At 55.5% G+C, this 25,943-nt stretch carries 25 protein-coding genes; 15 read left to right on the top strand and 10 right to left on the bottom strand.

Going from position 1 to position 25,943, the window contains the following annotated elements; all coding sequences use genetic code 11:
* The coding region (locus ABI546_RS20115) for a methionine adenosyltransferase domain-containing protein (protein WP_348049544.1) at positions 1-183 on the top strand (183 nt) is incomplete at its 5' end.
* 193 nt (positions 184-376) lie between these two features.
* Entirely contained in the window at positions 377-1,732 is a 1,356-nt protein-coding gene (locus ABI546_RS20110) for a CHASE3 domain-containing protein (RefSeq protein ID WP_348049542.1), read from the top strand.
* A gap of 70 nt (positions 1,733-1,802) precedes the next feature.
* On the opposite strand, the gene ABI546_RS20105 is transcribed toward ABI546_RS20110, so the two are convergent.
* From ABI546_RS20105 to ABI546_RS20090, 4 genes are all read right to left on the bottom strand, one after another.
* A complete protein-coding gene (locus tag ABI546_RS20105) occupies positions 1,803-2,048 on the bottom strand; it encodes a hypothetical protein (RefSeq protein WP_348049540.1) in 246 nt (81 codons plus the stop codon).
* A gap of 33 nt (positions 2,049-2,081) precedes the next feature.
* Entirely contained in the window at positions 2,082-2,303 is a 222-nt protein-coding gene (locus ABI546_RS20100; RefSeq protein WP_348049538.1) for a hypothetical protein, read from the bottom strand.
* Positions 2,304-2,464: 161 nt separating this feature from the next.
* On the bottom strand, positions 2,465-3,967 hold the full coding sequence (locus tag ABI546_RS20095; RefSeq protein WP_348049536.1) for a response regulator: 1,503 nt from the start codon (positions 3,965-3,967) through the stop codon (positions 2,465-2,467).
* The gene (locus tag ABI546_RS20090; RefSeq protein WP_348049534.1) at positions 3,968-5,500 is read right to left on the bottom strand and encodes an ATPase domain-containing protein; all 1,533 of its coding nucleotides are present in this window, start codon (positions 5,498-5,500) and stop codon (positions 3,968-3,970) included. It abuts the gene before it with no gap.
* Between the two features lie 876 nt (positions 5,501-6,376).
* Here ABI546_RS20090 and ABI546_RS20085 point away from each other — a divergent pair.
* Both ABI546_RS20085 and ABI546_RS20080 read left to right on the top strand, forming a co-directional pair.
* Positions 6,377-7,015, top strand: a complete 639-nt coding sequence (locus ABI546_RS20085; RefSeq protein ID WP_348049532.1) for a hypothetical protein — start codon at positions 6,377-6,379, stop codon at positions 7,013-7,015.
* 194 nt (positions 7,016-7,209) lie between these two features.
* Positions 7,210-7,698 carry a Fic family protein gene (locus ABI546_RS20080; RefSeq protein WP_348049530.1) on the top strand — a complete coding sequence of 163 codons (489 nt, stop codon included), beginning with the start codon at positions 7,210-7,212 and terminating at the stop codon, positions 7,696-7,698.
* A 98-nt stretch (positions 7,699-7,796) separates the two neighbouring features.
* Here the strand turns inward: ABI546_RS20080 and ABI546_RS20075 are convergent, their stop codons facing one another.
* From ABI546_RS20075 to ABI546_RS20065, 3 genes are read right to left on the bottom strand one after another with little or no spacing between them, the layout of a single operon-like run.
* Positions 7,797-8,270 carry a DUF6527 family protein gene (locus ABI546_RS20075; RefSeq protein ID WP_348049528.1) on the bottom strand — a complete coding sequence of 158 codons (474 nt, stop codon included), beginning with the start codon at positions 8,268-8,270 and terminating at the stop codon, positions 7,797-7,799.
* Positions 8,267-9,445: a ThiF family adenylyltransferase gene (locus tag ABI546_RS20070; RefSeq protein WP_348049526.1), complete on the bottom strand. Its 1,179-nt coding sequence runs from the start codon at positions 9,443-9,445 to the stop codon at positions 8,267-8,269. The genes ABI546_RS20075 and ABI546_RS20070 overlap by 4 nt, the downstream gene beginning before the upstream one ends.
* The gene (locus ABI546_RS20065; RefSeq protein WP_348049524.1) at positions 9,420-9,719 is read right to left on the bottom strand and encodes a multiubiquitin domain-containing protein; all 300 of its coding nucleotides are present in this window, start codon (positions 9,717-9,719) and stop codon (positions 9,420-9,422) included. Before ABI546_RS20065 ends, ABI546_RS20070 begins: the two co-directional genes overlap by 26 nt.
* Positions 9,720-10,153: 434 nt before the next feature.
* Here ABI546_RS20065 and ABI546_RS20060 point away from each other — a divergent pair, with 434 nt between their 5' ends.
* From ABI546_RS20060 to ABI546_RS20050, 3 genes are read left to right on the top strand one after another with little or no spacing between them, the layout of a single operon-like run.
* On the top strand, positions 10,154-10,747 hold the full coding sequence (locus ABI546_RS20060) for a hypothetical protein (RefSeq protein ID WP_348049522.1): 594 nt from the start codon (positions 10,154-10,156) through the stop codon (positions 10,745-10,747).
* Between the two features lies 1 nt (position 10,748).
* Entirely contained in the window at positions 10,749-11,150 is a 402-nt protein-coding gene (locus tag ABI546_RS20055; RefSeq protein WP_348049520.1) for a hypothetical protein, read from the top strand.
* Entirely contained in the window at positions 11,150-11,977 is an 828-nt protein-coding gene (locus tag ABI546_RS20050) for an ImmA/IrrE family metallo-endopeptidase (protein WP_348049518.1), read from the top strand. Before ABI546_RS20055 ends, ABI546_RS20050 begins: the two co-directional genes overlap by 1 nt.
* 17 nt (positions 11,978-11,994) lie before the next feature.
* Here the strand turns inward: ABI546_RS20050 and ABI546_RS20045 are convergent, their stop codons facing one another.
* Positions 11,995-12,513, bottom strand: coding sequence for a hypothetical protein (locus tag ABI546_RS20045; RefSeq protein WP_348049516.1), 519 nt, complete (start codon positions 12,511-12,513; stop codon positions 11,995-11,997).
* Between the two features lie 190 nt (positions 12,514-12,703).
* Positions 12,704-13,138, bottom strand: coding sequence for a helix-turn-helix transcriptional regulator (locus ABI546_RS20040; RefSeq protein ID WP_348049514.1), 435 nt, complete (start codon positions 13,136-13,138; stop codon positions 12,704-12,706).
* Positions 13,139-13,175: 37 nt separating this feature from the next.
* Here ABI546_RS20040 and ABI546_RS20035 point away from each other — a divergent pair, with 37 nt between their 5' ends.
* The 5 genes from ABI546_RS20035 (at position 13,176) to ABI546_RS20015 (ending at position 19,879) form a co-directional block, all read left to right on the top strand.
* On the top strand, positions 13,176-13,442 hold the full coding sequence (locus ABI546_RS20035; protein ID WP_348049512.1) for a DNA-binding protein: 267 nt from the start codon (positions 13,176-13,178) through the stop codon (positions 13,440-13,442).
* Positions 13,443-13,760: 318 nt separating this feature from the next.
* Entirely contained in the window at positions 13,761-14,423 is a 663-nt protein-coding gene (locus ABI546_RS20030) for a TnsA endonuclease N-terminal domain-containing protein (protein WP_348049510.1), read from the top strand.
* Positions 14,389-16,365 carry a Mu transposase C-terminal domain-containing protein gene (locus tag ABI546_RS20025; protein ID WP_348049508.1) on the top strand — a complete coding sequence of 659 codons (1,977 nt, stop codon included), beginning with the start codon at positions 14,389-14,391 and terminating at the stop codon, positions 16,363-16,365. The genes ABI546_RS20030 and ABI546_RS20025 overlap by 35 nt, the downstream gene beginning before the upstream one ends.
* Positions 16,362-17,258 carry an ATP-binding protein gene (locus ABI546_RS20020; protein ID WP_348049506.1) on the top strand — a complete coding sequence of 299 codons (897 nt, stop codon included), beginning with the start codon at positions 16,362-16,364 and terminating at the stop codon, positions 17,256-17,258. The genes ABI546_RS20025 and ABI546_RS20020 overlap by 4 nt, the downstream gene beginning before the upstream one ends.
* A 2,066-nt stretch (positions 17,259-19,324) precedes the next feature.
* On the top strand, positions 19,325-19,879 hold the full coding sequence (locus ABI546_RS20015; RefSeq protein ID WP_348049504.1) for a hypothetical protein: 555 nt from the start codon (positions 19,325-19,327) through the stop codon (positions 19,877-19,879).
* A 482-nt stretch (positions 19,880-20,361) separates the two neighbouring features.
* Here ABI546_RS20015 and ABI546_RS20010 read toward each other — a convergent pair whose 3' ends face one another.
* Positions 20,362-20,712: a hypothetical protein gene (locus tag ABI546_RS20010; protein ID WP_348049502.1), complete on the bottom strand. Its 351-nt coding sequence runs from the start codon at positions 20,710-20,712 to the stop codon at positions 20,362-20,364.
* A 404-nt stretch (positions 20,713-21,116) separates the two neighbouring features.
* Between ABI546_RS20010 and ABI546_RS20005 the strand changes: the two genes are divergently transcribed.
* Genes ABI546_RS20005 through ABI546_RS19995 form a run of 3 tightly spaced genes read left to right on the top strand, consistent with a single transcriptional unit; the run spans position 21,117 to position 25,797 of the window.
* Complete coding sequence (locus ABI546_RS20005) at positions 21,117-22,976, top strand: hypothetical protein (RefSeq protein WP_348049500.1); 1,860 nt, start codon at positions 21,117-21,119, stop codon at positions 22,974-22,976.
* Between the two features lie 29 nt (positions 22,977-23,005).
* Positions 23,006-25,147, top strand: a complete 2,142-nt coding sequence (locus ABI546_RS20000) for a hypothetical protein (protein ID WP_348049498.1) — start codon at positions 23,006-23,008, stop codon at positions 25,145-25,147.
* 53 nt (positions 25,148-25,200) lie between these two features.
* A complete protein-coding gene (locus tag ABI546_RS19995) occupies positions 25,201-25,797 on the top strand; it encodes a hypothetical protein (protein WP_348049496.1) in 597 nt (198 codons plus the stop codon).
* Positions 25,798-25,943 lie beyond the last annotated feature (146 nt).

The following is a 25,943-nucleotide window of genomic DNA, read 5'->3' as shown; positions in this document are numbered from 1 at the left end:
CTCTCGGCCCTGGTCAACGAACACTTCGACCTGCGCCCCAAGGGCATCATCCAGATGCTGGACCTGCTGCGCCCCATCTACGAGAAAACCGCCGCTTACGGCCACTTCGGCCGCGACGAGCCGGAATTCACGTGGGAAAGAACTGATAAAGCTGCCGCCCTCAAGGCTGCAGCCGGCCTGTAAGGCCGCCGCGCCCTCTGTACCGGAGGCTCACTCTCCTGCGTAGCGTCCTACGCCACGGTCAGCGAAACCCCCGCACCAAAAGCCACCTTCGGGTGGCTTTTTTTATGCCTCTCCGCAAAACCGGCCACTACAATTTTGGACAGGCTTTCTCTCCCTTCCGGCATTGCGATTCCGAAAATTCAAGAGGGCATTCATGCAGCGAAAAATTCCCACGGTGGCCGTCAACATTGCGTGTGCATTGCTCGCCGTTTTGACCTTGATTGGCATCGGCGAGGTCTCGTATGACAAGTCCATGAACGCCATGAACAATCTGGCCACAGCACACGTGGCCCGCAGCCACCTTCAGCGGCTGCTGCGCGACGTGCTCGATGCCGAGACCGGACAACGCGGTTACCTGCTGACAGGCGATGCCAGTTATCTGACACCTTATAACGCCGCCATTGCCGACATTGGCCAGACGCAGGACCAGCTGCGTGAACTGTATGCTGCACAGCCCGACGAGCTCGCGAGCGTCGCACGGGTGGGGAGAGTCGTGCAGCGCAAGCTGGCAGAGATGGACCTTTCCCTGCGCATGAAAAAAGAAGGCCACGATGACGCATGGCGATTTGTCTTGAACACTGGAGTGGGCAAGGAGCAGATGGACGCCATACGCACCCATACGATCGAGGTGATTGGGGAAAGCAACCGGCAGACGGCGAACGGCTATTCAGACATCCGGAATTCGCTATTGCTCTCGCGGCTGGGCATCGCACTGGTGGCTGCCATCGCCTTCCTGGCCTTCTGGCTGTACCTGCGCCAAACAACTGCCCTGGACAAGGCGGGCCAGCGCCAGCAGCAAGCGCTGCAGGCCGAACGCGACCAGCTCGACAAGCAGGTGCGGGAGCGGACTGCGCGGCTGGCTGAACTGGCCACGCATTTGCAGCAAGTCCGGGAAGAAGAAAGGGCCCTGCTGGCCCGGGAACTGCACGATGAGCTGGGGGCCTTGCTGACAGCCGCCAAACTCGATGTGGCACGCATCAAGGCCAAGGTGGGAGGCGACACCACAGACTTGCAACCGCGCATTGAGCATCTGGTGCAAACGCTGAACTCCGGCATTGCGCTGAAGCGCCGCATCATCGAGGACCTGCGGCCGTCCTCGCTGTCCAATCTCGGTCTGTTGCCCGCCCTCGAAATACTGACCCACGAATTCGCCCAGCCATCCGGGCTGCACATCGTCACGAATCTGGAACCCGCAGAACTCGATGACACCATCCAGTTGACGGTATACCGGCTGGTTCAGGAGGCGCTGAACAATATTTCGCGACATGCTGAAGCGCGCAACGTCGAGATCAATTTACTCAGCTACAAGGACTATGTGATTGTCTCCGTCCACGACGACGGCAAAGGATTTGATGCGCAGGCGGTTCAATCCTCCAGCCATGGCTTGCAGGGCATGCGTCACCGGGTCGAAGCCTGCGGCGGTCGCCTGCAGATCGATTCTGTGAATGGCACAACCATCTCCGCCACGCTGCCCTCAGCGGTACATCCGCAGGCCACAATCCCGGTCTGACGTCTTCGCGTAACTGTAGTGCCTGGCTGGTTGGCCATGGCGACCGCGGCTATCCAGGATCAGCGCGGTCTTAACCGCGCGTGTAAGGACTTTTTTCGATGTGACGCGGCGTCACGTTGTTGCCCAGTTCTTCCGACGGCTGCCCATCAGGCTTGGGCTCAGGCAAGGTTTTGTTGGTGCCCTCTACGCCGTATTCATAAGCATCAGGCTGGCCGGCTGCCCCTTCTTCGCGTGGCATCGGGGGAGTGCGCGGTTCCACACCCGAGCCATGCGGCGCGTTTTCCCCCTGGGTCTGGGTATTAGCGGTAGCAGTCATGATGCTTGCTGATCAAGTGAAATATTCAGTGGCTCAGGTGACAAAGCTGCTGACGGCACACGCATCGGCCTTCATCGCCATGGCGCCATCCACCGTGTTGCTGTGAAGCCCTTCCTGCCAGCTGGCTGCTACAGGAAAAGGCCAGCTACTGCGCGAGGGTGAAGGCGGATAGTCGACGGCGCCGCCAAAACCGCGTTTATGGGTCTGAAAGCGGGTGTCTCCGTTGTCGTCGCGGGGCAGTACGTCTATGAACATGAAGATGCCTGGTTAAATAGAACTTACGTCGGGAGCGAAAACGGCCGACGCGAATTGCACGGATTGCAGAGCCTATTGAGAGACTCTAAGGGCGAACCAAGCTGGAATTTGTCGGTTCATGGACGGCTTCTGGTGTAGGACAACCGCCCCCGCCAGCCTTTTCAGCCTCCCTCGTGCAAGCATTCAAGCAGCGTGTTGTAGTCCACCGGTTTGACCAGGTGGTGGTCAAAGCCGGCGTCAGTTGCGCGCTGCCGGTCATGCGACTGTCCCCAGCCCGTGAGGGCGATCAGTGTGATGCGCTCGTTTCCCGCCTGCCGCCGGATCATGCGTGCCACGTCATAGCCATTGAGGCCTGGCATACCGATGTCCATCACCACCGCATCCGGCCTGAGCTCGGCCATCGCCGCGACCGCGGCAATGCCGTCGTAGGCCACGGTGGCCGAAAACCCGTCCATGTCCAGCAGGGCCTGCAGTGTATTGGCCGCGTCCGTGTTGTCGTCCACCACCAGCACTTTCCTCGGGGAAGTGGGAACCCTGGCGTCCAGCGGCACCGCGGCGGGAACCGGTGCTTGCCCAACGGCCATCACCACCGGCAGGGTCAATACGAACTCGCTGCCGCACCCCAGGCCTTGACTGCGGGCGCCGAGTGAGCCCCCATGCATTTCGGCAAATTGCCGGGCCAGGCTCAGGCCAATGCCCAGACCCGACGGCGCCTCTCCGGGCACCACGGTTTGCGCAAAAAGCTCGAAGATTTTGGCCAGAGAACCCGGTTCAAGCCCGATGCCGTTGTCCCGCACACGAAAGCTCACCACGGGGCCGTCCACCTCGGTCCGCAGCACGATGTGTCCGCCCGCCGGGGTGAATTTGGCTGCATTGACAAGCAGGTTGGCCAGACTCTGGACTATGCGCGCCTGGTCGGCATCCAGCGCGTGATCACGCTCGGGTTTTTCGACCTCCAGCCGATGGCGCTTGGCTTCCATGCTGGAGCCCGATATCTCCACCGCATGGTTGAGGATGGCGCTCAACGCGACAGGCCCCTTCTTCAACATCACCTTGCCGCTGGTAATGCGCGCCACGTCCAGCAGGTCATCCACGAGGCGTGTCAGATGGGAAACCTGCCGGTCCACCACGCCACGCAGCCGCGTGACATCGGCCGAACCGGGATACAGATGTCCCAAAATCGCCATGGACGTACGGATCGGCGCGAGCGGGTTGCGCAGCTCATGCGCCAGCGTGGCCAAAAACTCATCCTTTCGCTTGTCGGCATCGCGCACCTGGTATTGCCGTTCACGTGCACGAATGGCGGAGCGCGTGGCCGTGATCAGCGCAATGGCGCGCACAGGCCGCTCAACCAGGGTCACATTGCCCAAATACTCCACAGCGCGCTGTACGTCCAGCGAATCTGCGCCGCTGCGGGTCAACAAAATAATCGGGATATCGGACCACGTTGGCTGGGAAGCCACATACTCGGCCAGCGGCCGCATGGCAACGCCGCTCACCACTTCTTCGACAAGCAACAGCGCACCTGCGCCCAGGGAGAGCTGCGTCATCAACTCCTGGCTGCCCGCGCAAACGATGCTGTGAACTCCGACAGAGGCCAAAACCTTGACGGTCAGCGCGGCATCCCGACCCGTCGGTGCGCAGATAACGATCCGTTTCTCCACTTAGCGGATCCCGCTGGCGAAACCTGCCTCGAGGTCATTAGGGTTTGGGCCATCCGTGCCGATGTAAACCGGCACCCCCGTCAGAATGCCGCGGAAGCCGCGTAGCGGTTCGCCCACCTGGATTCCCTTTCTGGACATCGAAAACTGACGGATGGTGCGCTCATGCAGGCTGCCGCGCTTCTTGAACACCGACACGGCTTGCCTGACCTCACCGTCATGCTCGAAATAACGCAGCATGACGACGTTGTCGGCAATGTAGCTGGCATCCACCGTCGTGGACATCTGGCCACCCAGCATTCCCTGCTGAACACCCACCAGGATGGTTGCAACACCGCGCTGGCCCAGGTAGGTCAGCAGTTCGTGCAGATGGGTCGCGAGGAAACGCTCATCCGGCATGGCATTGAGGTAGCCGTTGATGCTGTCAATGACGACGATTTTTACGCCGCGGTCTGCCGCACCGCATACCACCGACGCGAACTCTCCGGGAGACAGCTCCGCGGGGTCCACCTGCTGGATCGTCAACAGGCCGCTTTCGTAGGGCTCGCGGATGTCCATGCCCAGACCATCGGCACGGTTCAGCAAATTGTTGGCCGCCTCCTCAAACAGGAACATCGCGCTGGTTTCGCCGCGCCCGGCGGCTGCAGCAACAAACTGGGCCGCCAGTGATGATTTTCCGGTGCCGGGCGGTCCGGCAATGAGGGTGCTGGTGCCTTCTTCCAGGCCACCGCCGAGCAAGGCGTCGAGTTCACCGAGTCCACTGATCAGCTGCTTTCGCGGGCCCATGACGCGAGACTCTGCCGCCACGAGCCTTGGATACACGCAAAGCCCTCCATGCTGGATATCGTAGTCATGCATGCCGCCCCGAAATGCGATACCGCGGTACTTGACAACACGGATCCGACGGCGCTCGGCGCCATAGTCTTTGACCGATTGGTCAAGCGTGATCACACCATGGGCAATGCTGCGCACCTGCAGGTCGATGCCGGCCGCAGTCCTGTCGTCCAGCAGCATCACTGTGCAAGAGCGTTTGGCAAAAAACTGCTTGAGCGCCAGCACCTGGCGACGGTATCGAAGAGGCGTGTCCGCCAGCAGCTGAAGTTCGGACAGCGAGTCAATCACTACCCGTGTGGGCTTGCGCCTGTCAATGGCCGACAAAATCAGTTGCGTGGTGGCGCCGAGTTCCACTTCCGAGGGATGGAACATGGTGTATTCCGCCTCGGGCGACAACATGCTCTCGGAACGCAACACCTCCTCCACATGGATGCCGCCCACCTCCCAGCCATGGGATGCGGCCACACCTTGCAGTTCCACCGCTGTTTCGGCCAGAGTGATGTACACCACGGACTCGCCGTGCCGGATACCCTCCAGCAGGAACTGCAAACCAGTTGTGGTTTTGCCCGTACCCGGTTCGCCTTCGATCAGGTAGATGCGACCTTTGACCAGGCCGCCGGACAAAATAGTGTCGAGACCGGGGATACCGGTTGATAAAAAAGTTGCGTCAGCGCGGCTGGTAAGAGGGCTGGTAAGAGTCATGGGTTATTACCGATGCGGTTGCCGGGAAGCCATTAAGAGAGAGGCAGGGGCGGGAACAGAACAATCCGCAACCCCCGCCAGCAGACGAAGCGGCTTGTAACACCGGTTAAATATTAGCGACGAAAGCGCGGCCACGCGGGCTGTAGCAGCGGGGCCGAATGTAGGACAAGCCACCGTTGATGTGTAGTGCCAGAGTTCCGGAAAACCTTGTAAAACCTTGTGTGTGTGTGTTTTTTTGAAAGCTGCCCCCATCCGGACCGTGGAACCACCATTCAGATGGGCGAACCGTGCGGCGCTACCTGAGCGGGTTGTCTGCATCAAGCCGAACTAGCGGCAGTGGAGAATTTGTGAGGCGGTGGCCGGGACATCAGCCGCGGCGAGGGTCTGGGATCAGCCGCCGGGATGAAACTGTTTAACCGGATCAAATCTGACGGCATTCACTTCCGGTGAGAAATTCAAGGGGGGGGCTGAACCCTCACTGCGGAACGCCACCGGTCTTTCCCTTTTGCGCCACTGAACTTTAACTTCTAGGCCCCCTGCCTCCTTGGCTTAAGGGTCGTGCGTGATGAGAGTCCTCGCGCAGAGGACGGGCTCTTTTCATTGAATCGAAGTCAGATTTAATGGTTGCGCTCGCTTCGGCGGCAGGGGCTTTACACATTGGCCTATTCCTATATATAACCAAAACATCTATTAAATAAAATTTACATGCCCGCCAAGACTGCCAAGTGAGCCAGGCTGGAGCGTCCCTCTTCCCCTCAGTACTTACCCCCTCCTACAGTTGTGCAGCGTTTTCGCGCGTATGCTTCCACAAATGTTGAAAAAGGCTGGTGAAACAACCAGCCTTTTCGCCGCCCGAAAACAAACCAGGAAACCACCATGAATGCATCCATGCTTGGTACCGCGGATTTTGATCGAGACGTTCGCCAACATATTTCTCAAGTGCGCTGGCTTGAAGCCGCGCCTTCAATAAAAACTTTTTTTTTGAACTTGGCCGTCGCCACGATGGGCCCGCCAACTCTATTTCTTTTAAATGGTGTGCTTCGCTTAGCCCATTGGCGGCTGGTGAGAAAAATAGATCGTCTGGAATCGTCGATCCAGTGGTTTAACGAAAACTATGACGATTTTCATGAACGAGTTTGTCGAGGATCCTATATTCCCGATCAAAGATTTATCGATACAGTTGGGCGTGTCCGGGCCCAAAACCGCCACCTGATGGACGTTTGCAATAAAAGCCGCGACGACATGAGGCTGCTCAATGCTGCACCCAAAATCGCAATCGCTTTTGAAAACCTGGCCAGTATGGCTAATGGTATGGATGGCGCATTGGTCCGTTATGAGGAGTTGGCCGTAGCTGCACACTCTTGCGAGTTAGCGCTGAAGCGCTCTAGGGAACTGAGCAAAGATATTCGAGCAGCCCTGTCCAACTACGATGCGGACGATGAATTGATGAACGATCCAGAATTAATGGCCGCAGCGAGGGCCGCGGTCGGTCGCATCAGGGCCGATGCGGTTTAAAAAATAGCTGGGAGTCGGCCAATGAGCCGGAGGGAATGAGGGATCACAGCAGTTGCAAGTATTGGTCGTATGACAATCATCCAGATCGAAGGCTGGGTTTGGTCAGTCGATGCAAGCAGTTAACTGAAGATGCTTTGATCTCAACACCTACAGTAGGTGAAGCCGACTTCGACACCCGACCTTCGCACAAATTCATGTTTCAGGGCATGACGCCTGACTCATGCACCTGCATCATCGGCAACTACCGTGGCACCGAGACCTGCCCGGATCTCAGGTACTGCCCTGTGCGTGTAGATGACGATGTGAAAATTGGACTTGCTCCCGAGTTGGTAGTGGGCGCCATGAATGAGCTTGACGATGAGTGCAACCAGCTCATGGGCGTTCATTACACCTGGATGGAAAACGAAGGCCTGACAGCTAGTGAAGACCATCAACTCCTGAAGTTCGCCGTTGTCGCAGCCAAAATTCTCGAACGCTTTTTAACCATCCATCCTTACATCGACGGGAACGGCCACTGTGCCCGGTTATTAGTTCTGAAGCTGTTTACTTGGGCAAACTTCCCACCCAGGCGCTGGGACATAGATGCGAAGATGGATGTCTACCAGGAACTAAAAGCACATCGGCGCGGCCAACGGGGTCCGCTTATGCAAAAGCTGACTTCTTTTGTCCTGCAATCGATGTAACTCGAGTTCTTGGGCGTGAGCCCACCCCTCCTATCTAATGCCAGGCAACGCAACACCGCCTAGGCCCATGCCTGTTCAGCAAGCCTTGCGATCGGCAGCTATTTTCTTCTTGCGTACCAAGCGGCGAGGCGTGACAGCAGGACATCGCGAGGTTGTTGACGGATGACATCTTCAGGACGCTGGGACTCCGATTTATCCAATATGGCCGCAGTCTTCCGAGGCTGTTCGCCGCGATTGGCGTAGTACGCGGTCTTGGCGCGCCTGTCCCGCACCCGGCCCGCGTCAATCAAACTCTGCGGCATGTCGTCACACCACAGCACCTGGTTGTTACGGATCCAGTAATGAGACCTGCACGGAAAGCTCCAGTTGCCAACAGAAGGGTCCAGCGAGATGGAGTCACCGTCGAAAGTCAGGCACCAGTCAGTCGGGGAAATAGGCATGGCCACTTCTTTCCCACAACCGCACATGCACTTGTGGACCACGGTGGCGTACTCAATTGACACGTACAGTACGCCTTCCTGCAGCTTGTCTGGAACGACCCGCACGAACTGATGATTTACGGCAGTCTTCATGCGCAGTCTTCCGCCGTCAGCATTTGGATGTTGGTGCTGTAAGTGGAGTCATGCTCGCCCTCAAGATCCTGGTAGAAACCGCAGAACTTTTTCCACTTGATCACTGCCATGGCTGCGCAGAGCGCGTTCAGTTCAGCGATCTGAATGTTGCGCTCGTAGTCGTCATCGCCAGCCTCGGCAAACGACACGCGACGCGGCACGTGGTCATTTTTGCTGGGCGTGCTGGTAGTCACTCGGCAGATGGCCCACAGTTCCAGTTTGTCCTCCAGTAATTCGGTACCGATGCCGGCATCGATAAACGGCACCTTGTTAGCCTGCAAAGTCTCCACGATCAGTTTCTTGGCTGGGCCCGAGTCCATGCACAAGAACACGAACTCGCAGCTCAGCAGTTCGGCGACGTTGTCGGCGCCAACCCTCACCGGGTGAGCGTGGATGCCGCGGTGCATGTTGGCGTACTTCGCGTGGTGGTAAGCCACCTTGCTGGGTTGTGCCTGCAGTTCCTCCAAGGAGGCTGCAGACGGCGCCCGAAAGGCGTTGTGCTGAAAAAACAGGTCATCGTCGTACAAGTGAATCTCGCGTACGGTGGTCTTTGCCAGGAAATCCAGAACATAGGACCCCGTACCACCCAAACCGACGATGGCCACGCGCCGCATCGCCAACTTGGCGCTCACTGCAGTGATGCCGGCGCGGCCCGAAGCGGTGTCCACGTAGTTGAAAACCCCGTCATCCGCTGCACAGGCAACAGCCCTGTAAGTGCAGGCGGTCACCGCCGGTTGCAGAGCTTTCGCCGGCGCGGAGATGATCTCGATGTAACGGGTCATCTTCTCGTGGTAATCGGCGTAGCCGGCGGGCGGCTTGTTGGAGAACGAGTGTTGCACGATGATGTCCGGTGCCAAGTTCGTCAGCTGGCTGGCGTGCTTGATTTGCACAATCTCCTTGCCATCGATATTGCAGGGATGATCCCCAGTGAAGTAGGCCACGTGCGGTTCAGGCTTGATGGTCCTGTCCCCGGCGAGGCTGAGGTTGGACACCAACGTGCCGTAGGCCACTTCGCGGCTCTGGCTCACATACGGCACGTTGTGTACGAGGAGGTGATTCGAGCGAATTTCCACCTCGTACCCTTCGAGCAGCAGGCGCTGGAGGTCGGGATTACGACTTATCAGTGCGCTTGACATTGAACACCATGCCTTCCTTGATTTTGACAGTCTCACCCTCGACCATCGTGCCTTCGGGCTTGTGGCCGCTGCCGCGCTTGTATGTGATGGTGTAGACCGTGATGTCATTGAACACCGCGTCGTCGAACGCCAGCTTCACCACCTGGACAAAGCTCAGTTCCTTGCCACTCACCTCGCGGTTGCGGCCATTCACGATGATTTGAGTCGTGTGGTTGTTGCCGGGGCCCTTGTCGGAACCGCTGCCGGCCGAGGCCGAATTGGTATCGTCGTTCATCTTTTTCCTCAACTTTCTTGCTTGGTTGCTTGGGCACATGCACCGTGCTGTGCTTACTGAAGAGGCGCTTCGTAGTGAGCCATTTGGACGTATTGAAAATCTTTTCGGTAACCATCCAAAAGAGCCGACTGAGGCGCCGTATATGCCCGATTGCCTGGCCTTGGCTGGCCAGCTCACGTACTTAGGAAGGCGCGCACCGGATCTTGATCTGGACACTTGAAAATAATTTTTGACCGACGTCCAGAACGTCGTGCCCAAGCGCCTTGATCACTAAAGCCTGGTTTTGTCGGGCCGGAAGCGCCAAAGTTGAGAAAACGATGTAAATTGTGCTGGGGCGAGGCGCCTCAGGTCACAGGGTGGGTGCTGACGGCCTGATTTGGATGCCACGTCCAAACGGCAGGCCTGAAGCGCCTACGACTAGAGAGAGTAAAAAGATGACAGCCGAAGAAGATGATTCTGAATACCTGAGTCAGGCGGAAGTCGCAGCCGCCATTGACGCCATGCCCGATGCGGAATTCAAGCGCCTTATGAAGCAAAGCCATTTCATGTCGCTGAGCGTTCCGGGCATGTCGGATGGCGACCTGTTGCACGAGGCGTTGGTCCGACTGCGAGTGGGCCAACGGCAATGGAAGCGTGGGGTAGACCCAGGGGCCACCGTGTACATGATCATGCTGAGCATTGCCCGCGACACCCGCAAGCAGGCGAAGAATTCGCCGATCGACAAGTTCGCTGTCGTCAGTGATAGTGATGGCTATGACGAGGATGACGGCGAAACCCGGCAGAGAACAGAAACTGCCGTTGCGGTGGGTACGCCGGAAGAGGTCGCTGGATTTCGGGAGCTTTTTCGCATGCTCGAGGACCTTGCCGCCAAAGATCAGGATGAAGAGACGGTACTAATGGCTTGGGCCGAAGGACTTTCTGCGGAAGAAGCCGCAGCAAGCGCAGGTATCGACATGAAAGATTACGACAACGCACGCAAGCGCCTGGAGCGCAAGGTTGCTAAAGTCAAGAAACAAGTGGGGCAATGAAATGGCTTCGACACCAAAGGACGAAGAGACGCTGGAACTGATGTGGGCAGCGCATTGGAAAGAGCTCAAGAGCATGTCCGATTCGGACATCATGGAAGGCGTTGACCTCCCAAAGTTTGGTACTGATCGGATACAACTGATGGCATCGATCAAGGCTGAAGCTGGTCGACGCCGACTGGCCGCAGCCAAAGCGGAACTGGGTGACAGCCAATCCGCACAGGTTCGAGTCCAGTCATCTGTGCCGATCGCCGAGGCACGTGCCTTTCTGCGCGAAGCAGCGAATGATCCACGAGTCACCATGGCTGCTCGGGCGTTGGACGAAATGAGTGATGAGCTTGTTCTTCGCACCTATGCCAGAGTGAAGGCGCTTTTGGCACCAGACGCGGATGCCGGGGATTCCTGATGTCTCCCGGCAAGCTGGCGGAAGCGCGGATTCAAGAGCTCGGAATCTCTCATCCGCGAGAAATTGCCGTAGAGCTCATTGCAATGGATGCAGGTATGCGGGTTGAGTATGAGTCCTTGGATGGCTGCGAGGCGATGCTTGTGGGCGTTGGCAACCGGGCTGTGGCAACGATCAAGCCTTCTTCCAGCCGAGGCCGGGAACGCTATTCCATCGGACACGAATTAGGGCATTGGGAAATGCACCGGGGTAGGTCATTCCGATGCCGCGTGGACGATCCGGACCAGAACTTTTCGTCCGACAAGGTGCTGGAAAAGGAGGCTGATAGCTATTCTGCGCATCTCTTGATGCCTTCGTTCATGTTCGAACCCGCTGTAAAGGTCATCGGAGACCCAAGTTTCCAGGAATTGGATGAGTTGGCCAACGGGTTCGAAACCAGCATGCTGGCCACCGCCATGCGGCTCGCTGACATTGATGCACTGCCAGTGATACTGGCTTGCTTCACGGCAACGGGACTACGTTGGAGTAAGGCGGCCGCCCATGTGCCGCGGCGCTGGTTTCTTCGAAATAAGCTGGATGACGATAGCTTTGCGTTTGAATATTTTGAAAACGGCCGCGAGCATCCCAGGCTAGGCAAGCAGCCGGCTGAAACCTGGTTCGAGAATTTAGACGCTGATAAGTATGAGGTTCGCGAGTGCTGTAGACCAGGCCGGAATGGCGAACTGCTGGTGCTCCTGTACCTGGAGAGCAAGATGCTATACGCGGGCTTTGACCCTCATGTGGGCAATCGGAAATTTACCTCGGCTGGATCCTACGTAACCCGCAAATAATTGCGCCGACTAGCCGCTCACGTAATAAAGCGTAGAGCATCCCTGTAAAGGTTTCTTCGTGTGCGGCCGCATTGAAGCGGCGGGATCCCAAGGCCGAAACCGATTACGGTGAGCTGGACGCTACCAATAAGCACGCAGTCCAGCATTCCACAGCTAATAGACCGGCCAACACCATACATGGCAAAAAAAGCCGCAAAAATAACAAAGAAAGCTCCTATGGAAGTAGCCATCACTGAGTGAGCCCTGCTTGGGGTTCTGACTTCAATTTCTTGTTGGGATTTTTCGGGCAGGATCACAACCTCCATGACAACGGCATTGCGCAGTTGATTGGCATTCCAATTGCATTTCTCTGCAAGATTTCTGGCCATCCGGCCGGCTTGGGCAGGCATCTGGCGCCCAAGCTCGATGTCGTTGAGCAGTTCCTGACACCGTTTGGCGATAGAAATTTGGGTGTCAGTCGTCTCGATCTTTGGGGGATTGCGAAGCGCATACTTCATAGCAATGTGCCGGGCTCCCAATAAGGGATGGGCGATCATGAACCTCGCAGGTAGTCTGAGACGAAAGATTCGGACTTGCGGCGGTAGCTCTAAATTAGCGCTCGCTGCCGTGAACCGCTCAATAAGGTCCTTCTCTGGGTCCCCGTCGCGGGCGGAGGCCAATCCCCGGATAAAGAGCTCCTCTGCCAGGTAATCGTCGTTAGCGCTGGCGGGAGTCCACGCAGGGACGCTACCGTTCTCTAGAGGCGAGTTCCCCAGCCTTCTCGAGAGCCAATGCCACATTCTTTTTAAGCTGAGCTTCATTGATGGCCTCCGAGTAAAGAAGACGGACCAGCCGCCAGCAAGTGGCGGGCGAGGGCTTTAGCTTGTGGTGGTCTAGCGCGCCAAATACGACTTGGGCGCAGCGGCCCCAACGCTGGTCGTCGTCCATAGGGGCGAAATTCGTGAGCGAAGATCCGGTTAACAGCTGGATGACATCGAAACCCAGATTTTGCATATGGTGCAACTGTTCCACGGTTGGAGAACTCTGTCCGCTCTCCCAGCGCCACAAGGTGACATCGGAGATGCCCAGCAGGATGGCAGCTGCCTCCCTGCTCCCGAGTTGCTCCCTGGCCGCGCGCAAGCGCTCTGCAAATCCATCGGAAAGGCCTGTTGACGACTCCATAAATTGAGTTATATACTAAAAAAATGTAGTGATTGGTATGAATTCAATTAACTTCAATCAGATTAGCAGAATCAAGGCTGAATTCAATCAAGCCGGGGTCAGCGTTTCTGATTGGGCGCGAGCCAATGACTTCGAAGTCAGCCTGGTTTACGCCATCCTCTCAGGCAAGAGCCGCGGTCTGAGGGGGAAAAGCCATGAAATTGCCCTGAAGCTGGGACTGAAATCTCCGCTGCGGGAGACGATGATCGCCGGTCTGCTACCGGGAGAGCCTGCTTTTCCCGACCAAGGGCTCCGGCAAAGGTAGCGAAGCCATGAACAAGAATTCGCTCATATGCCAGGCCATTTGTTCTTGTTCGAATACCTCGTCCTCTGGAAATTGCATAGCGCTGGCACTGAGGTGCTGCAGCGCCACTTCTCCTGATTCCCCGCGTCCGCTTCTGTGGAGGCAATCCCGTTGCCACCAAGAAAGAGGGCCACCCTAAGGTGGCCCGAGGAATGAAGGGATAAGAGATACCCCTACACGCAATTTCAGTATCCGCCCTTCTTTCCCCCAAGTCAAGTATGAGCCGCCGGTTTTTTGACCGGCGCGGAAGGTCACGCCTCAAAACTTGGAGAGTCAAACATGACAAGGAAAGTGGTGACAAGGGCGCCCGCTCGGGAGGTGGGTGCCGTCAATGCGGCCTGGTTGCTTGAGCAGCCGGTTGAGCACGAATCCCATCTTGAAAAGCGCTTCATCATGATCGCCTTGAGCTGTCCGGTCGTAACCCATATCGTCCATCAGCCCATGACCATGGAGCTGATCTATGGGCCTAATGAACGGGCTAAGTACACCCCGGATTTCAAAGTCCGATTCAGGGACGGCGATCAAATCATCGTGGAAGTCAAGCCGGAGGTCTTCATTTCGGAGAACAAGCGCACCTTGGAGGCGGCGAAAAAACAACTCGCTGGTGAGGGAACGAGGTATGCCGTTTTTACCGACAAGCAGATCGATGCCAATGGCCTCGCCGCGCGGGCACTCCTCTTGATGCGGTATGGCCGACTATGGCTTAGCGATGATGACGCACTTGAGTGCAAGCGGCTACTTGAAGATGAGTGTGCCGGAAGCGCTCGGGTGAGTAGCTTGATGGCCCGGGGAGTGTCCGAATCATTGATTTGGAATATGGTCGCGCGCCATCAACTGCGAGTTCCCGCCGGGCTCAACATCAATCCCCATGAAACAGTCGAAATCAACACCCCTTTAGGAGAGTGCCATGATTACTTTTGCGCGTGGTTTGGTAGTACGTGAAGGTGAGCGCAGCATGGAGTTCGAGCGTCAGCTCGAATTCGGGAGGTGCCAGTTCAAGTATCTCGACAACTTTGAAATCCGAACATTCTCCTTCGGGAAGTTGTATTCCCTAATACTGGCGAAAACCATCCAGGTCGTTCACCAAAACGGACACCCGGTAGATCTTCCTCAACAGATCGCCATCGAAGGACAGGAGCAGCCCCTCAAGCTCAACGTGACAAAACGTCAAGAAGACTTGATTGACTACCGAAGTAAATACGTCAAGGCTGCTATCGCGAGCCGGGCGACTCCCGGTAGCCGGAGGAAGTGCATCGAGGTCATTGAGCGCATTGCGCGGCAAATCATGGACGAGCACCCCCCGTCCGCGGACACGCTGCGGGGTTGGCTCAAACGCTATATCAGCTCAGGCGCCAATGCATATGCGCTGTGCGACAGACGGCCTCTGGCTCGCCGGCCGAAGCGGATGTCACAGGTCTCCGAGATGATGATGGAAGCCGCAATTGCCAAGCACTACATGCAATTCATGGGTTTGTCGGGGAAGGCTACTTATGAGAAGTACGCGCAAGACGTCAAGGCGAAAAATCGGATGGAAGGTTCATCCATCGAGCCAGCGTCTGAACGCACCTGCCTTCGCCGTATTCAAGACATAGAGCCCTATATTCGCGACTTCAAACGCTTGGGTCCTCGGTGCGCGAGAAACAAATGGCGTTATAGCCTAAAAGGAGATCAATCCACCCGCATCCTGGAGCGGGTGGAAATTGATCACACATGGCTGGATATCTGGGTGCTCGACCCGAGAAGCGGGGTCCCCATTGGGCGACCGTGGATTACTGTCGTATTGGACAGATTTTCGGGATACCCGTTAGGGATCTACATATCTTTTTACGGGCCGTCCGTGGGATCCGTCGCTCATGCGATCAAGAACTCCATCTTTCCAAAGGACGAGCTCATGCTCGATATACCCGGGATTCAAGTTCCCTGGACGGCGATGGGCGTGGCTGAGCTGTATGTAGTGGACAACGGCTTGGAGTTTCATTCCCGTGCCTTTAAGCGGCTTGCTTGGGACCTCCGTGCAGATTTGCTCTACAACCCGGTTTTCCAGCCTTGGCTGAAGGCCTCCATAGAGCGAACCATGATGGAAGTCGGGAGGGTCTTGCCACTCGCGGGCAAGGTTTATACCCCGCGAAAAAACATGGTGCCGGAGAACCCCAAGGATAGTGCGGCCATTCTCTTCGACGATCTCTGCCTTTGTTTGCTGCGCTGGGCGGCCGAAGTGTTTCCGCAGCACATTCATCCAAAGAACCTGGTTCGACCAATCGATCTCTGGGAGGAAGGCCGACAGTCGTGCCCTCTGCCAATGTTCCCGCTGAGCTTCGAAAGCTTTGACATCACCGCGGGTGTTTCGGCTCAACGCACGGTGGATGGTGACGGGGTATTTTTCAAGTACATGCGCTACAACTCACCCGAGTTGCAGGACTACCGAAGGGCGCACAAGGAGAATTTTAGAACCGAAATTCGGTTCAATCCGGACTGCCTGGAGCGCCTCTACGTCGAACTTCCGAAGGCGAGAGAATGGCTGGCCGTTGAATTGCAACGACCGTCGATGGAATATGGACGCGGCCTCTCTTTGATTCAGCATGAAATCATTCGCGACGAGGCGGGTAAAAAGCTGACCAGAAAAAATGCGGAAGAAGAGTTGGCTAATGCCAAGACGCGCCTGAACGATCAATGGGGAGAAGCAATACAGCGCGGGGTCAAGGTACGCAAACATGGCAGTCTGGTTCGTTTGCAAGGGTACACCTCCGCCAAGGTATTTGGCGAAATGGGCTCGAGTCAACGAGCGCCAGAACTCCAGCCTCCAGTGGTCAGTCCCACGATAGAAAAGACCTTGGAAAACGTCATGCCGTTTAAGTCTTTTTCTATGGAAGAGGAGTACGCATGAGTTCGCCGGATATTCCGCTCGGGACTAGCCCGAAAGGGATTGTGGCCGCCAAACAGGTGTTGGACGTCGTGGTCCTACACCCGGACTTCGATCAGGTTCTGAATGCGAGCGTAGTCGCGGTCGATTTAGTCACGAATATTAGGATGCCCACCGGTGTGACTCTCATGGCCGACCCGGGTATGGGGAAAACGCTGCTCCTGGAGATGCTTGCACGGAGGTTGACCTCCAGTGATAAATCGATAAATACAGGCAAACCCGTCCTACATATCGCGCTTGACAGTGCAGTAGATACCCACAAGCTTGCGGGAAAACTTTTGCTTGCGCTTGGCTATCCCATGCTACCTACTCGCCCAATTCTTGAAAACATGAATCACATGATCAAGAAGGCTATGGAACGGTTGAACCCCATGGCTTTGCTCATTGATGAGGGGCAACATATCTGCGAAGGGAACAGGGAAATCACCGCGCGGGCGGTCACCGACTGGCTAAAAGTGAGGATGGACGATCACAACCTGCCCGTAATCATTGCTGGAACCAGGACGCTAGAGAAAATTTACGAGATCAATCCCCAGTTTTGCTCTCGTGTGGCGGCCGAGTATTTCATCAATGCGTTTCAGTTCGGAGAGCCCTGGCAGCAGTTACTGCAGTCGTTCGTCGAGCAAGTCAAAGCGGTTGATCTGGCGTGCTTGTCCAAACCCGCAATCTCCAGGGCAGTGTTTGGCGCCTCGAAGAGCAATTTTCGGCGACTAAAGAAACTTCTGGTCCACAGCTGTATAGGGGCGGCAGATCTGGAAGTTCCGCTTCTCACTCCGAGGCACCTCCACCTCGGCTATACCGCAGCGTTTGGCGTGGGCTCTGGAACAAGTAATCCATTTGACCGGCTGGTGCAGTAGGCGGCGACGAACATGGGTTGCGAAACGACCGATGTCCGCTTGTCCCTGCTGGCCTCCCCCGAGGCCTATGTGGACGAATCTCCTGCCTCATGGATCCAATACATCTGTGCCGAGCATCAATACTCGTTTGCGCGTCTCGCGCTGATTGTCGGCTTCAAACCGGTCAACAAAGATTGGGATTTATGTGTCTCGAGCGCTCAATGGGAAGTTGTTCAGAAAATGTCTGGCGCAACGTCTAGTGCATGTGCAGAAGCGAGAGAAAGTTTTTCACAGTGCTTCGACAGCTGGAAAATGGTAGACAGGATCCCGAAGAGCGAAGAATTGTCTGTCTACCAGTGGTGCGCTCATTGCTTCGCGGAGGATCGTCGGCCGTACTTGCGATGGTGGTGGCGAACTGAAATGGCCGGTGTCTGCCCTGAGCATGCGGTCCCCTTGTCTCGTAGATGTGAGTGTTGTGGAGACATTCTTCGTCTTTCCCGAGCGCTTATGGTCAGCGCTGGGTCAGGCAAGCAGATTCCTGACCTGAGCCATTGCCAGAGCTGCGGAATGTTTCTAGGGGGTATCCCTGCACCCTTGAACATAAGCAAGGAAAACAAAGACCGAGAGAGGACGCTGGCATCCGAGAGTGATGAGGGGATTGTTGGCATTGCAAAGCAGGGCGTGTCAAGCGACCCCAATTCCAAGCCACCTCGATTCGGACATGAAATTTATCTCAGCACCACCGGTTCAGTTTCCACGGCCATTGGAAAGAGAACGCCACCTAGTAACTATGTGCTAAATCTCACAAGCGCAGCCTTTGAGGCGGTTCCTGTTGGGGGTGCCTGCAAGAGTCAGAATCCTCATTGGTCTCATCAAATACCTCGAAGTTCCACAAGAAGTCGGCAAAAGCTAGCCTATGCCCTGCGCCTAATTCGGCAAGAAAAACGGCTGACCAACGTGGATGATCGCAAGGCCGTCGTGAGGTCGGAAGCGGGGGATGGTCATGCCTAAAAAGGGTGCCAACGTGGCTTCGTCTGAGCTTTCATGGAGCAGTTCAAGACCGGACAGTCACGAGGAATTTCCGATTCGAGAAGAAATCCGGTCCGATGAGTCGGGCCATGGATACGCGTTGCGGATGGCCGAAGCGAATCACATTGCGGGCTTGCCTGTCGTGAAGGCGTGGTTGGGGAAGACTCGCTTTGCCGTACTGGACGAGTCCGACGCCGAAGCATTGGCGCATTGGTTTGGTGCCGATCCTGCGCGCCTGGCAGAGGCATTGGGTGCGACTGGGCTCAACAAGCGCTCGAACGAAATTCGTTTTGCCGGGCAAATACTGGGGCGATTCTATTTTGTGAATCGAATGCACCCTCGGGTGTGCCCGCTTTGCCTGTCCAATGCACGCCATTGCAGAGCTGCCTGGGACGTTGCCTTGACGACTGCCTGTCCAACTCACGGTGTTTCGCTGGTAGAGCAGTGTCAGATTTGTCAGCGAAGGTTGTCATGGGAGAGGCCAGCAGTGGATATATGTCAATGTGGCTGGTCTTTAGTTCTTGAGGCGAGCCCGGCGCGAGCTCCAGCGATCGAGATAGGGATTTCTGCCTGGGTGGCAAGCAAACTTAGCTCCGAACCCCCAGTCTCCGACGCAGGTAGTTTGGTGAATCTGAACGGCCCATTAGCGCGTCTGCTGCAGCCACTCAGTTTGAACGGGGGATTGCACCTAATACATGCATTGGGAGCTGCAGCGCAGTCCGATAAATCTGAACATGTTCCTCCCATACGGGAGAAATCGTCAATTCCTGCGGCTCGGGAGATTTTGGCGCGAGCCGATCGAGTGGTGGAGCAGATTGGCCGAGGCGAGCCTGCGGCACTTCGGGTAACAAGGATGTCGGTAGTCGTCCAGCTTCTTGCCGAGTCCGCTTCCGCGCAAGTTGCCGCTGCGGACCGCAGCTTGGCTCATTCGTTGATAAGCGCGTTTCTACACCAGGGAGGGCGATCTAACTGGAAAAGTCGATACCCACAGTTGTCGCAGTTGGAAATGTTTTGACGGAGAGATTCAGCTGCAGTTTTTGCAGAGAAGGAAATGGCATATGAACACGATCCCAGACGACATGATTACTGACGCTATTCAGTATTTTGGTATGGTGAATGTGCAGCGAATTCAACAGGAGTTGATCGAGGGCATGCGTAACGGAGAGCCTCGTGGGTATGGCGCGCTCCGTCAATTGCTCGGGCGACTTGAGCAAATCTCGCAATTGGGAGATAAGACGGATCTTGCTACAGGTTGGAAAGTCATTGAAGACCTGCAGGATCCCGAACTTGCACCGATGCTTTCGCCGGCCCGATACATTAATTTGCTCGGGATGGATATTGAAACGTTGTCCCTAAACGCCCAGGTATCGGTAAGCGCACTCACTGAGAGGCCAGGCACGGCCAAGATCCAAACACATCTCAAGAAAAATCTCCTCGTCATCAAAGCTGCCTATGACGCGTCAGGTGGAGATCTATCGAAAGCGCTGCATTGGTTCCGAACACAGAGGCTTTCGGAATTTAATCAAACGACTGCGGAGCAGGCGGTTGCGGCCGGCCACACGTATGACGTTATTCGCCTGATCGATTCTCTTTGTGGCGGTGCCGCAGGCTAGCCATTTCGGTTTCACAAGGAGTAATCGATGAAAACAATGAGGAAAGGGACAACGAGCGTAGTGGAGCAGATCGTGTGCGATCGATGCGGCCAGGAGGCTGTTCGCGCCAGATCTGGCTTCGATCAAATGTTGTCGATAGGGCTTTACGCAGGTCGCAGTTCGATGTTTGGAAATGAGAGTCGCGTCGAGATCGATTTGTGCGAAACATGTTCTCGAGAAAGGCTGGGTACTTGGCTTCGGGTTCAAACCCCCTGGGAGATAGGAAAAATGCCCTCGAAAAGCGGCACTCCGGTAGAGGGCTCGTCTCGAGCTGGGGGTGATCAGGGCCGCGGCCCCTTTGCACACATGTACGCTGTTCTTACGGTTGAGGAGATGGCGGACCGTATGAAGTGCACGCCTCAGGGCGTGAGTGAGCGAAAAGCAGCTGGCGAGATATTCGCCGCATGGGCGGCAGGCAGAGAAGCCCTGGGCTATCCAGTATTTCAGCTCGATGAGCGTCTCAACAAGGCGCTACTTAAGCAAGTCATTCTTGAATGCTGGCGGTGGGACGCCTCACCCTTGTCCAGCAACAGCAGAATGTCCTGAAGGTATTGCAAGGTAAGGCCCGTCTTTTCTGCAATCTCCTTGTTGGAATAGCCTTTTTTCCTAAGCAGAGTCACGCCTGCCAGCCGCTCTAAGGGCTTGGTTCGCCGGCGTGCGATGCTCTCGGCAAGGCTCATCATGAATGCCTCGTCATCGGTGACTGTGACCACCAAAGCCGGGATGCGCTGCTCGCCATCCAACTTGAAACTGCTGAGCCGGCCTTGCCCGCAAACCAAGAGATAACCAGACATTCCCAGTGTCTTGCTGGGCAAGCATTGGACGTCTCACCTCAAGATATCAGCAACTCGTTGCTAAACTTGCGCGGCCAGCACTTCATTCTGTGTCGAAACACTTATTGGATGGGCCTCCCAAGATGTCTCGGTTGGTTTTCTAGCTAGAGCTCCTGGAGGTTTGCGGTTTGCCGCTGCGGCGCGCCACAGGACGAAAGCCCTCCTCGTGCGACGGAGTCACGCAGAACTTTCCGGAGAGGCAACCGAAACTCGCTTCTCCTCCGATTGGAGGATTTCAAAAAGTCAGCCATCCGCCATACTGGCTCGTCGGAAATCGGCGGTGTCGACGAGTGCAGAGTTGGTTACGGCTAACATGCTTTTAGAGCAGCGTCCGCCCGAGACAAAGACGATTAACAGGGGGGCTTATGTACGCATCAAAAATGCTTTTCGCAGTTTTTGGCCGTATTTTGCTTGTCGGGTGGGCGTTAATTGTGGCGTCGGCGGGCTTTGCTCAAGTGAGCCTCGACTCCGCAGACACCATCTGGGAGGTAGAGCATGCACCGACAAAGGAGAAGTTCACCATCGTTCGCGATGCGCATCAGGCGGATCTTTGGTTCTACATTCCTACACGTCCACGGCTGGCCTCGCGCGTTGTCAATGGCACCGAGCTGCCTTGGTTTTCACTTCTTCGATATCAGTACAAGGATCCGTCCAATCCTGGAAAACTGAAAGAAGCTGGAATCCTGCAGTTTGCTGTCACTCTCGATGCGGGCGAGGCATTGAGCTCATTGCGGCAAGCCGTGTCATCGCGTACAGGTGTTGCGGCGAATCAGATCAAGCTGGCATCACTCCCCTTTAAGAGTGCTACGGTCTCTCTGTACACGCCCGATGGTGCGCTTGTCACCGGCTCGAAGTTGGGAGATAGAGATGCTCCGACCGTAGGAACTCAAAACCTCATCTTCTCGTTACCTCTCACGAACGTGGGTACTGAGGTGTATGAGGCTTTAACTAAGTCAGGGACTGGAGTTCCGGTGATAGTCGATGTGGTTTATGAAGGCCTAACTCCAACATCGACATTCCAGGTAAAGGCGGACTATCAAAAGGCTCTCAGCCACTTCAGCTCCAATGAAAAGACCAAGGTGTCCGTCGGTACGTTTGGGTTTTTTGGCCTAGTTCGAACTGGATCTGCCACATATCAGCAGGAGCGCTCTGATGTACGTGAGTCGCTGATCAATTCAGGTGTGCTGACCGTGACTGGTGAGGTTGGCCCAGGCTTCCAGCAATCGGATCTCGACAAGTACCTTGACCCGATTCTTCAAAGGCTAGCCCAGTCAGTTTTGATACTCCAACAAACACCAAAAGAAATTGACCCGGCGAAGGCACCGGAACCGAACCTAGGCGGCGGTTGGCTTAACGTAGGTCGATCCGAGGCTTATAAGACGGTCAATCAGCTCACAAAGCTTCAAGAGACGATTTCGTTCAGTTTTCGGAGAACGATTGACCGTAGAACATCTGTTCAGGGTTTTATTGGTCTTGGCGGCAAATATGCTGATGATGATCCGATACTTAAGAGTCTTTACACGTTTGTACAGGGCGGCTCATTTTCGTCGGCATACGTTGTGCTTCCGCCAATGGGAACCATCGATAGTCTAAATTTAACCGACGTTCAGGTCGTCCTTAAGGCCACTTACAAATCTGGAAAAGTTCAGCAGCAGTTTGCTAGCTGGCATGATCCGGGCGCTTGGACAGATGCCCAGAACCGCAGTGCCAGCAATTTCGCCTTCGAGCTATCTTCAAATGGAGTAACAAAGGTTGGAGACTACTCGATAGAGCAGTCTGGGCGAATTCTTTATTCAGCACTTGGAGCCACGAAGGCGCTTCAACTGAAGTCGCGAGAAATCACTTCGTCAGCGACCCAACTCGAGGCGGGAATTCACGATGTTCTACCGATGGTGGCGCAACTTCAGTTTCGGTTTGATAGCCTTCCTTGGGTCGGCGTCGATGGCAATATAGACGGTATTAGGAGTGGAATCCTAACTGTGAAGGCCGATGACAAGACAATAGGGACAGGGTTTATATTGCCGGCTAGCGTTAATGGTTTGAAAAGCGCTCCGAGGCCTACAGTTCTGCTGTTTGACCAAATGGACTTGCCCAAGGGCATGTCTATTCAATTCGATGCCAGTTTCCAGAACGGTACAAAGCGCACTTTCGCATGGAGCGGGCTGTGGAGGGATGCGCCATTGGTCAAGGCGCTTGATTGCTCTGATCTGACATCTGGCTGTTAGATCCACCTGCTTTCACCATGCGTTGGGCCTTGATTCTTCCGCTGGCAATGCAGTTGCTTGCTTGCCAGTCCGTCGCTCAGACGGCACGATTTGTTGCCAATGACGCTACAGGATATATTCCATTCCCAGATACCGAGACGGCGGTCCTTGGATTTCTCGACTGGAAGCCCGCAGGCAAAGTACGAATCACGCTTGGTCCCAAGACCAAACGTTTGATCCTCCTCGGCAGGAGTATCGGCGCATCATCAGATACGTCTATCAGTGTTGATGGTGCCAATAATCTAGCAGACGTTCACCTCCTGGTTGATGGTGTCGATGTCGCTCAAACCGCTTCATTGACAATAGTGGCTGACCGCGATTCTGGGAAAAATGGATACCCTCTATTTGGTTTTAATTACGGATTGCTTCCTGTATTTCGGTATTACAGTGAGCCGACTGCGCCACAGGCTGGCTTAAATTTCACTGTATGCGGGCAGGCGGCTACGGCCGCTACCTCAATGGCGGTGAAGTCAATGATTGTTGCAAATACCCAGGCAGGTCAGCCTGCCACTAGCACAGGCCTTAACCAGATCCAGGCGGGTATCTCAGCACTCAAGGTCAAATATCCAGACGGTATCGGTGGTTGGGACACTCCCGTCCCGGAAAATTTCTGGGTGGGCGAAAACTCCAACTGGAAGCCTTATTGGGACCGCCGCCCGCACCCAGAAAGAAATACCGATGAGCGCCTGCGTCAAGGTCTTGATGGTGCAGTTCTTGAGGCAAAAAAAGCCAAAATTCCCGCCGCTGTCAGCGGAGTGCTACGAAGCCTGACACTGCCCGAATGCGCGAATAATGCCGGCGCAGAAATTGACGGTTGGATCAAGGCGTGGGAGGTGAGCGCGCTTCCTTCTCTCTTGGTGGCAGCCAAGCAAGCAATGGATCAGCAGCGGTGGCAGGAAGCCCTCAAGTTCTATTCTTACTTGAGTCAGTACAAGCCGACAATTGACGTTGGCGCTGGTGTTTCTGCCGCGGGACGACAGGCTATCGACACAGCTATCTCTGATCGCGCTCGCTTTGGCGCTATCTTTAAGACCACTATCTCAACCGCATCTCAAAGTGCTGAGTTCCTTGCCGCGGGGACGGTGATCAACGACCTTGTCTCCCTGGCTCGTGCACCGGCCCCCACCCACATCACCACGAGGTTCAGCGCAGTTGATGGGATGCGACAAAAAGGAAGTGTTCAAGTTGATCCTTCGGGGAGTCTGACTGTTACGGTGTTTGGGTCGTTGCTTGTTGATCCAGCAGTCGCTGTTGCGGTGTCTCGTGCTGCGGATGTCGTTTCGACCAGTGTGAATGCGCTCGAAGCACTGGACGTGACTATCCATTCCGCTGCGTGGCAGGAGGGTACTGCTACCGCATGGCGAGTCGGGAGTGACCTTTCGATCGGTCTCACCATGCCGAGAAGCAGAGCCGCGTTGGTTCTGCATCAGATGCGTAGTTTGACCGGGGTGCCGGTCACCCTAAGGATCAAGAGAAGTGCGCAACAACGCGACTCCTTTACGGATATTCAAGTGATCGTTCGCCTGCGATCACATGTAGGTCTTTTCCCAATGAATTTGGTGAGCGGTCAGATATCAAATAGGAGCGATGAGACGATTTCTATTTCATTTGCAATTACGCAAAGTGGCTCGGGCCAACAACGCTTGCATAAGGCGGTGTCGACATGCCAAATAGAAGCCAAGTCATCGATTTCGCTTGTAAATTGTTTCGGACCGGAGGTGAAGACTGCAGACGTGACTCAGTTTGTGTTCGACACTTCCGCTGCAAACGATTCGACTGAGGCGGCTTATTTCGATTTTGTTCAGAACGATTTAATGGTGGGCGTGAGCGTCCAATGTGAATTGCCATCGGTCCACATTGGTAGTGGCCTACCCTTTACAAAGGCATTACTTACCGTTACGCCTGTCAATACTTCTGATCAGTCCAGATTGCCGCCCAAGGTGGTCGACGTGCGAAGCTGCGGGCCTAACGGAAAGCGAGATCTTCAGTGGATGAAGCCCAATGACGCAAACGCGTGGTCGTTTTTAGTTCAGGGATTGGTGTCGTTCGACAATACGCAGTTTACTGTCAATCAGACCTACGTCGGGCCAAATTTCGCAGTCACCTCAGACATGCTGCCCGGATTCAATTGAAGGTCAGTCGGAGTTCTATCTCGTGCCAACCTGATTTTTCTAGGAGCAGGTTTATGAAGAACCGTGGGATCGCCGCCGGCATGGTTATTGGGATGCTTTTGCTCTCGGGCAACGTAACCTCTCAGGAGCCGAAGTTCATCGGTGCCGATAACCCAGCCTGGTCTCAACACGTTCAGTGGGCACTGGGGGAGCAGGTTTCATGTCAGGCGGCGGTCGATGACATTAGTCCCTGTAATCGTTTCGTTGGGCGTGCCCTCAAGCGAATTTGGGGGATTACTGATTTTCAGACTGGAGCATCGCCACCAGGTGACTACATGCTTGCTAACGGCATCGTCACCGCGCTCTTGACAATGAAAGATGAGTGGATCGAGATTGGGCGTGCGAACGATCAATCCAGCCTGGAAGCATCCAGAGCGTGGGCTAATAAGGGTTACGCGGTAATTGCCGTGCGCCCAGACACACCAAATGGACACGTGGCACTTATCTTGCCTGGACCACTTTCGGCATCTGCGAAGTGGGGCTTAAATGTACCTAACTCGGCGTCATTTTTTTACCTGAATCCCGATCTAAGCTACATTGGAAAACCACTTTCATCTGCATTTTCCTCTGACAAAAAGGGCGACGTTAAACTCTACTATCGCTTGAAGTAGATGCCATCGGCGGTTGATTTGGTAGTACAGTCGTGTTTTCGACGAAATTAAACTCGGGTATGTTGAATTCCGTCGAAATCTGATCCACTGGTGGAGTGAACCCCTCGAGCTGGACCACGGGGCAGAGATGAACTGATACGCTAACT

Origin of the sequence: Polaromonas sp. (assembly GCF_039932935.1) — a bacterium.
Classification (GTDB): Bacteria; Pseudomonadota; Gammaproteobacteria; order Burkholderiales; family Burkholderiaceae_C; genus Polaromonas.
The sequence above is the reverse complement of the archived record's forward strand: the minus strand, read 5'-3'. Positions and strand labels throughout refer to the sequence as shown.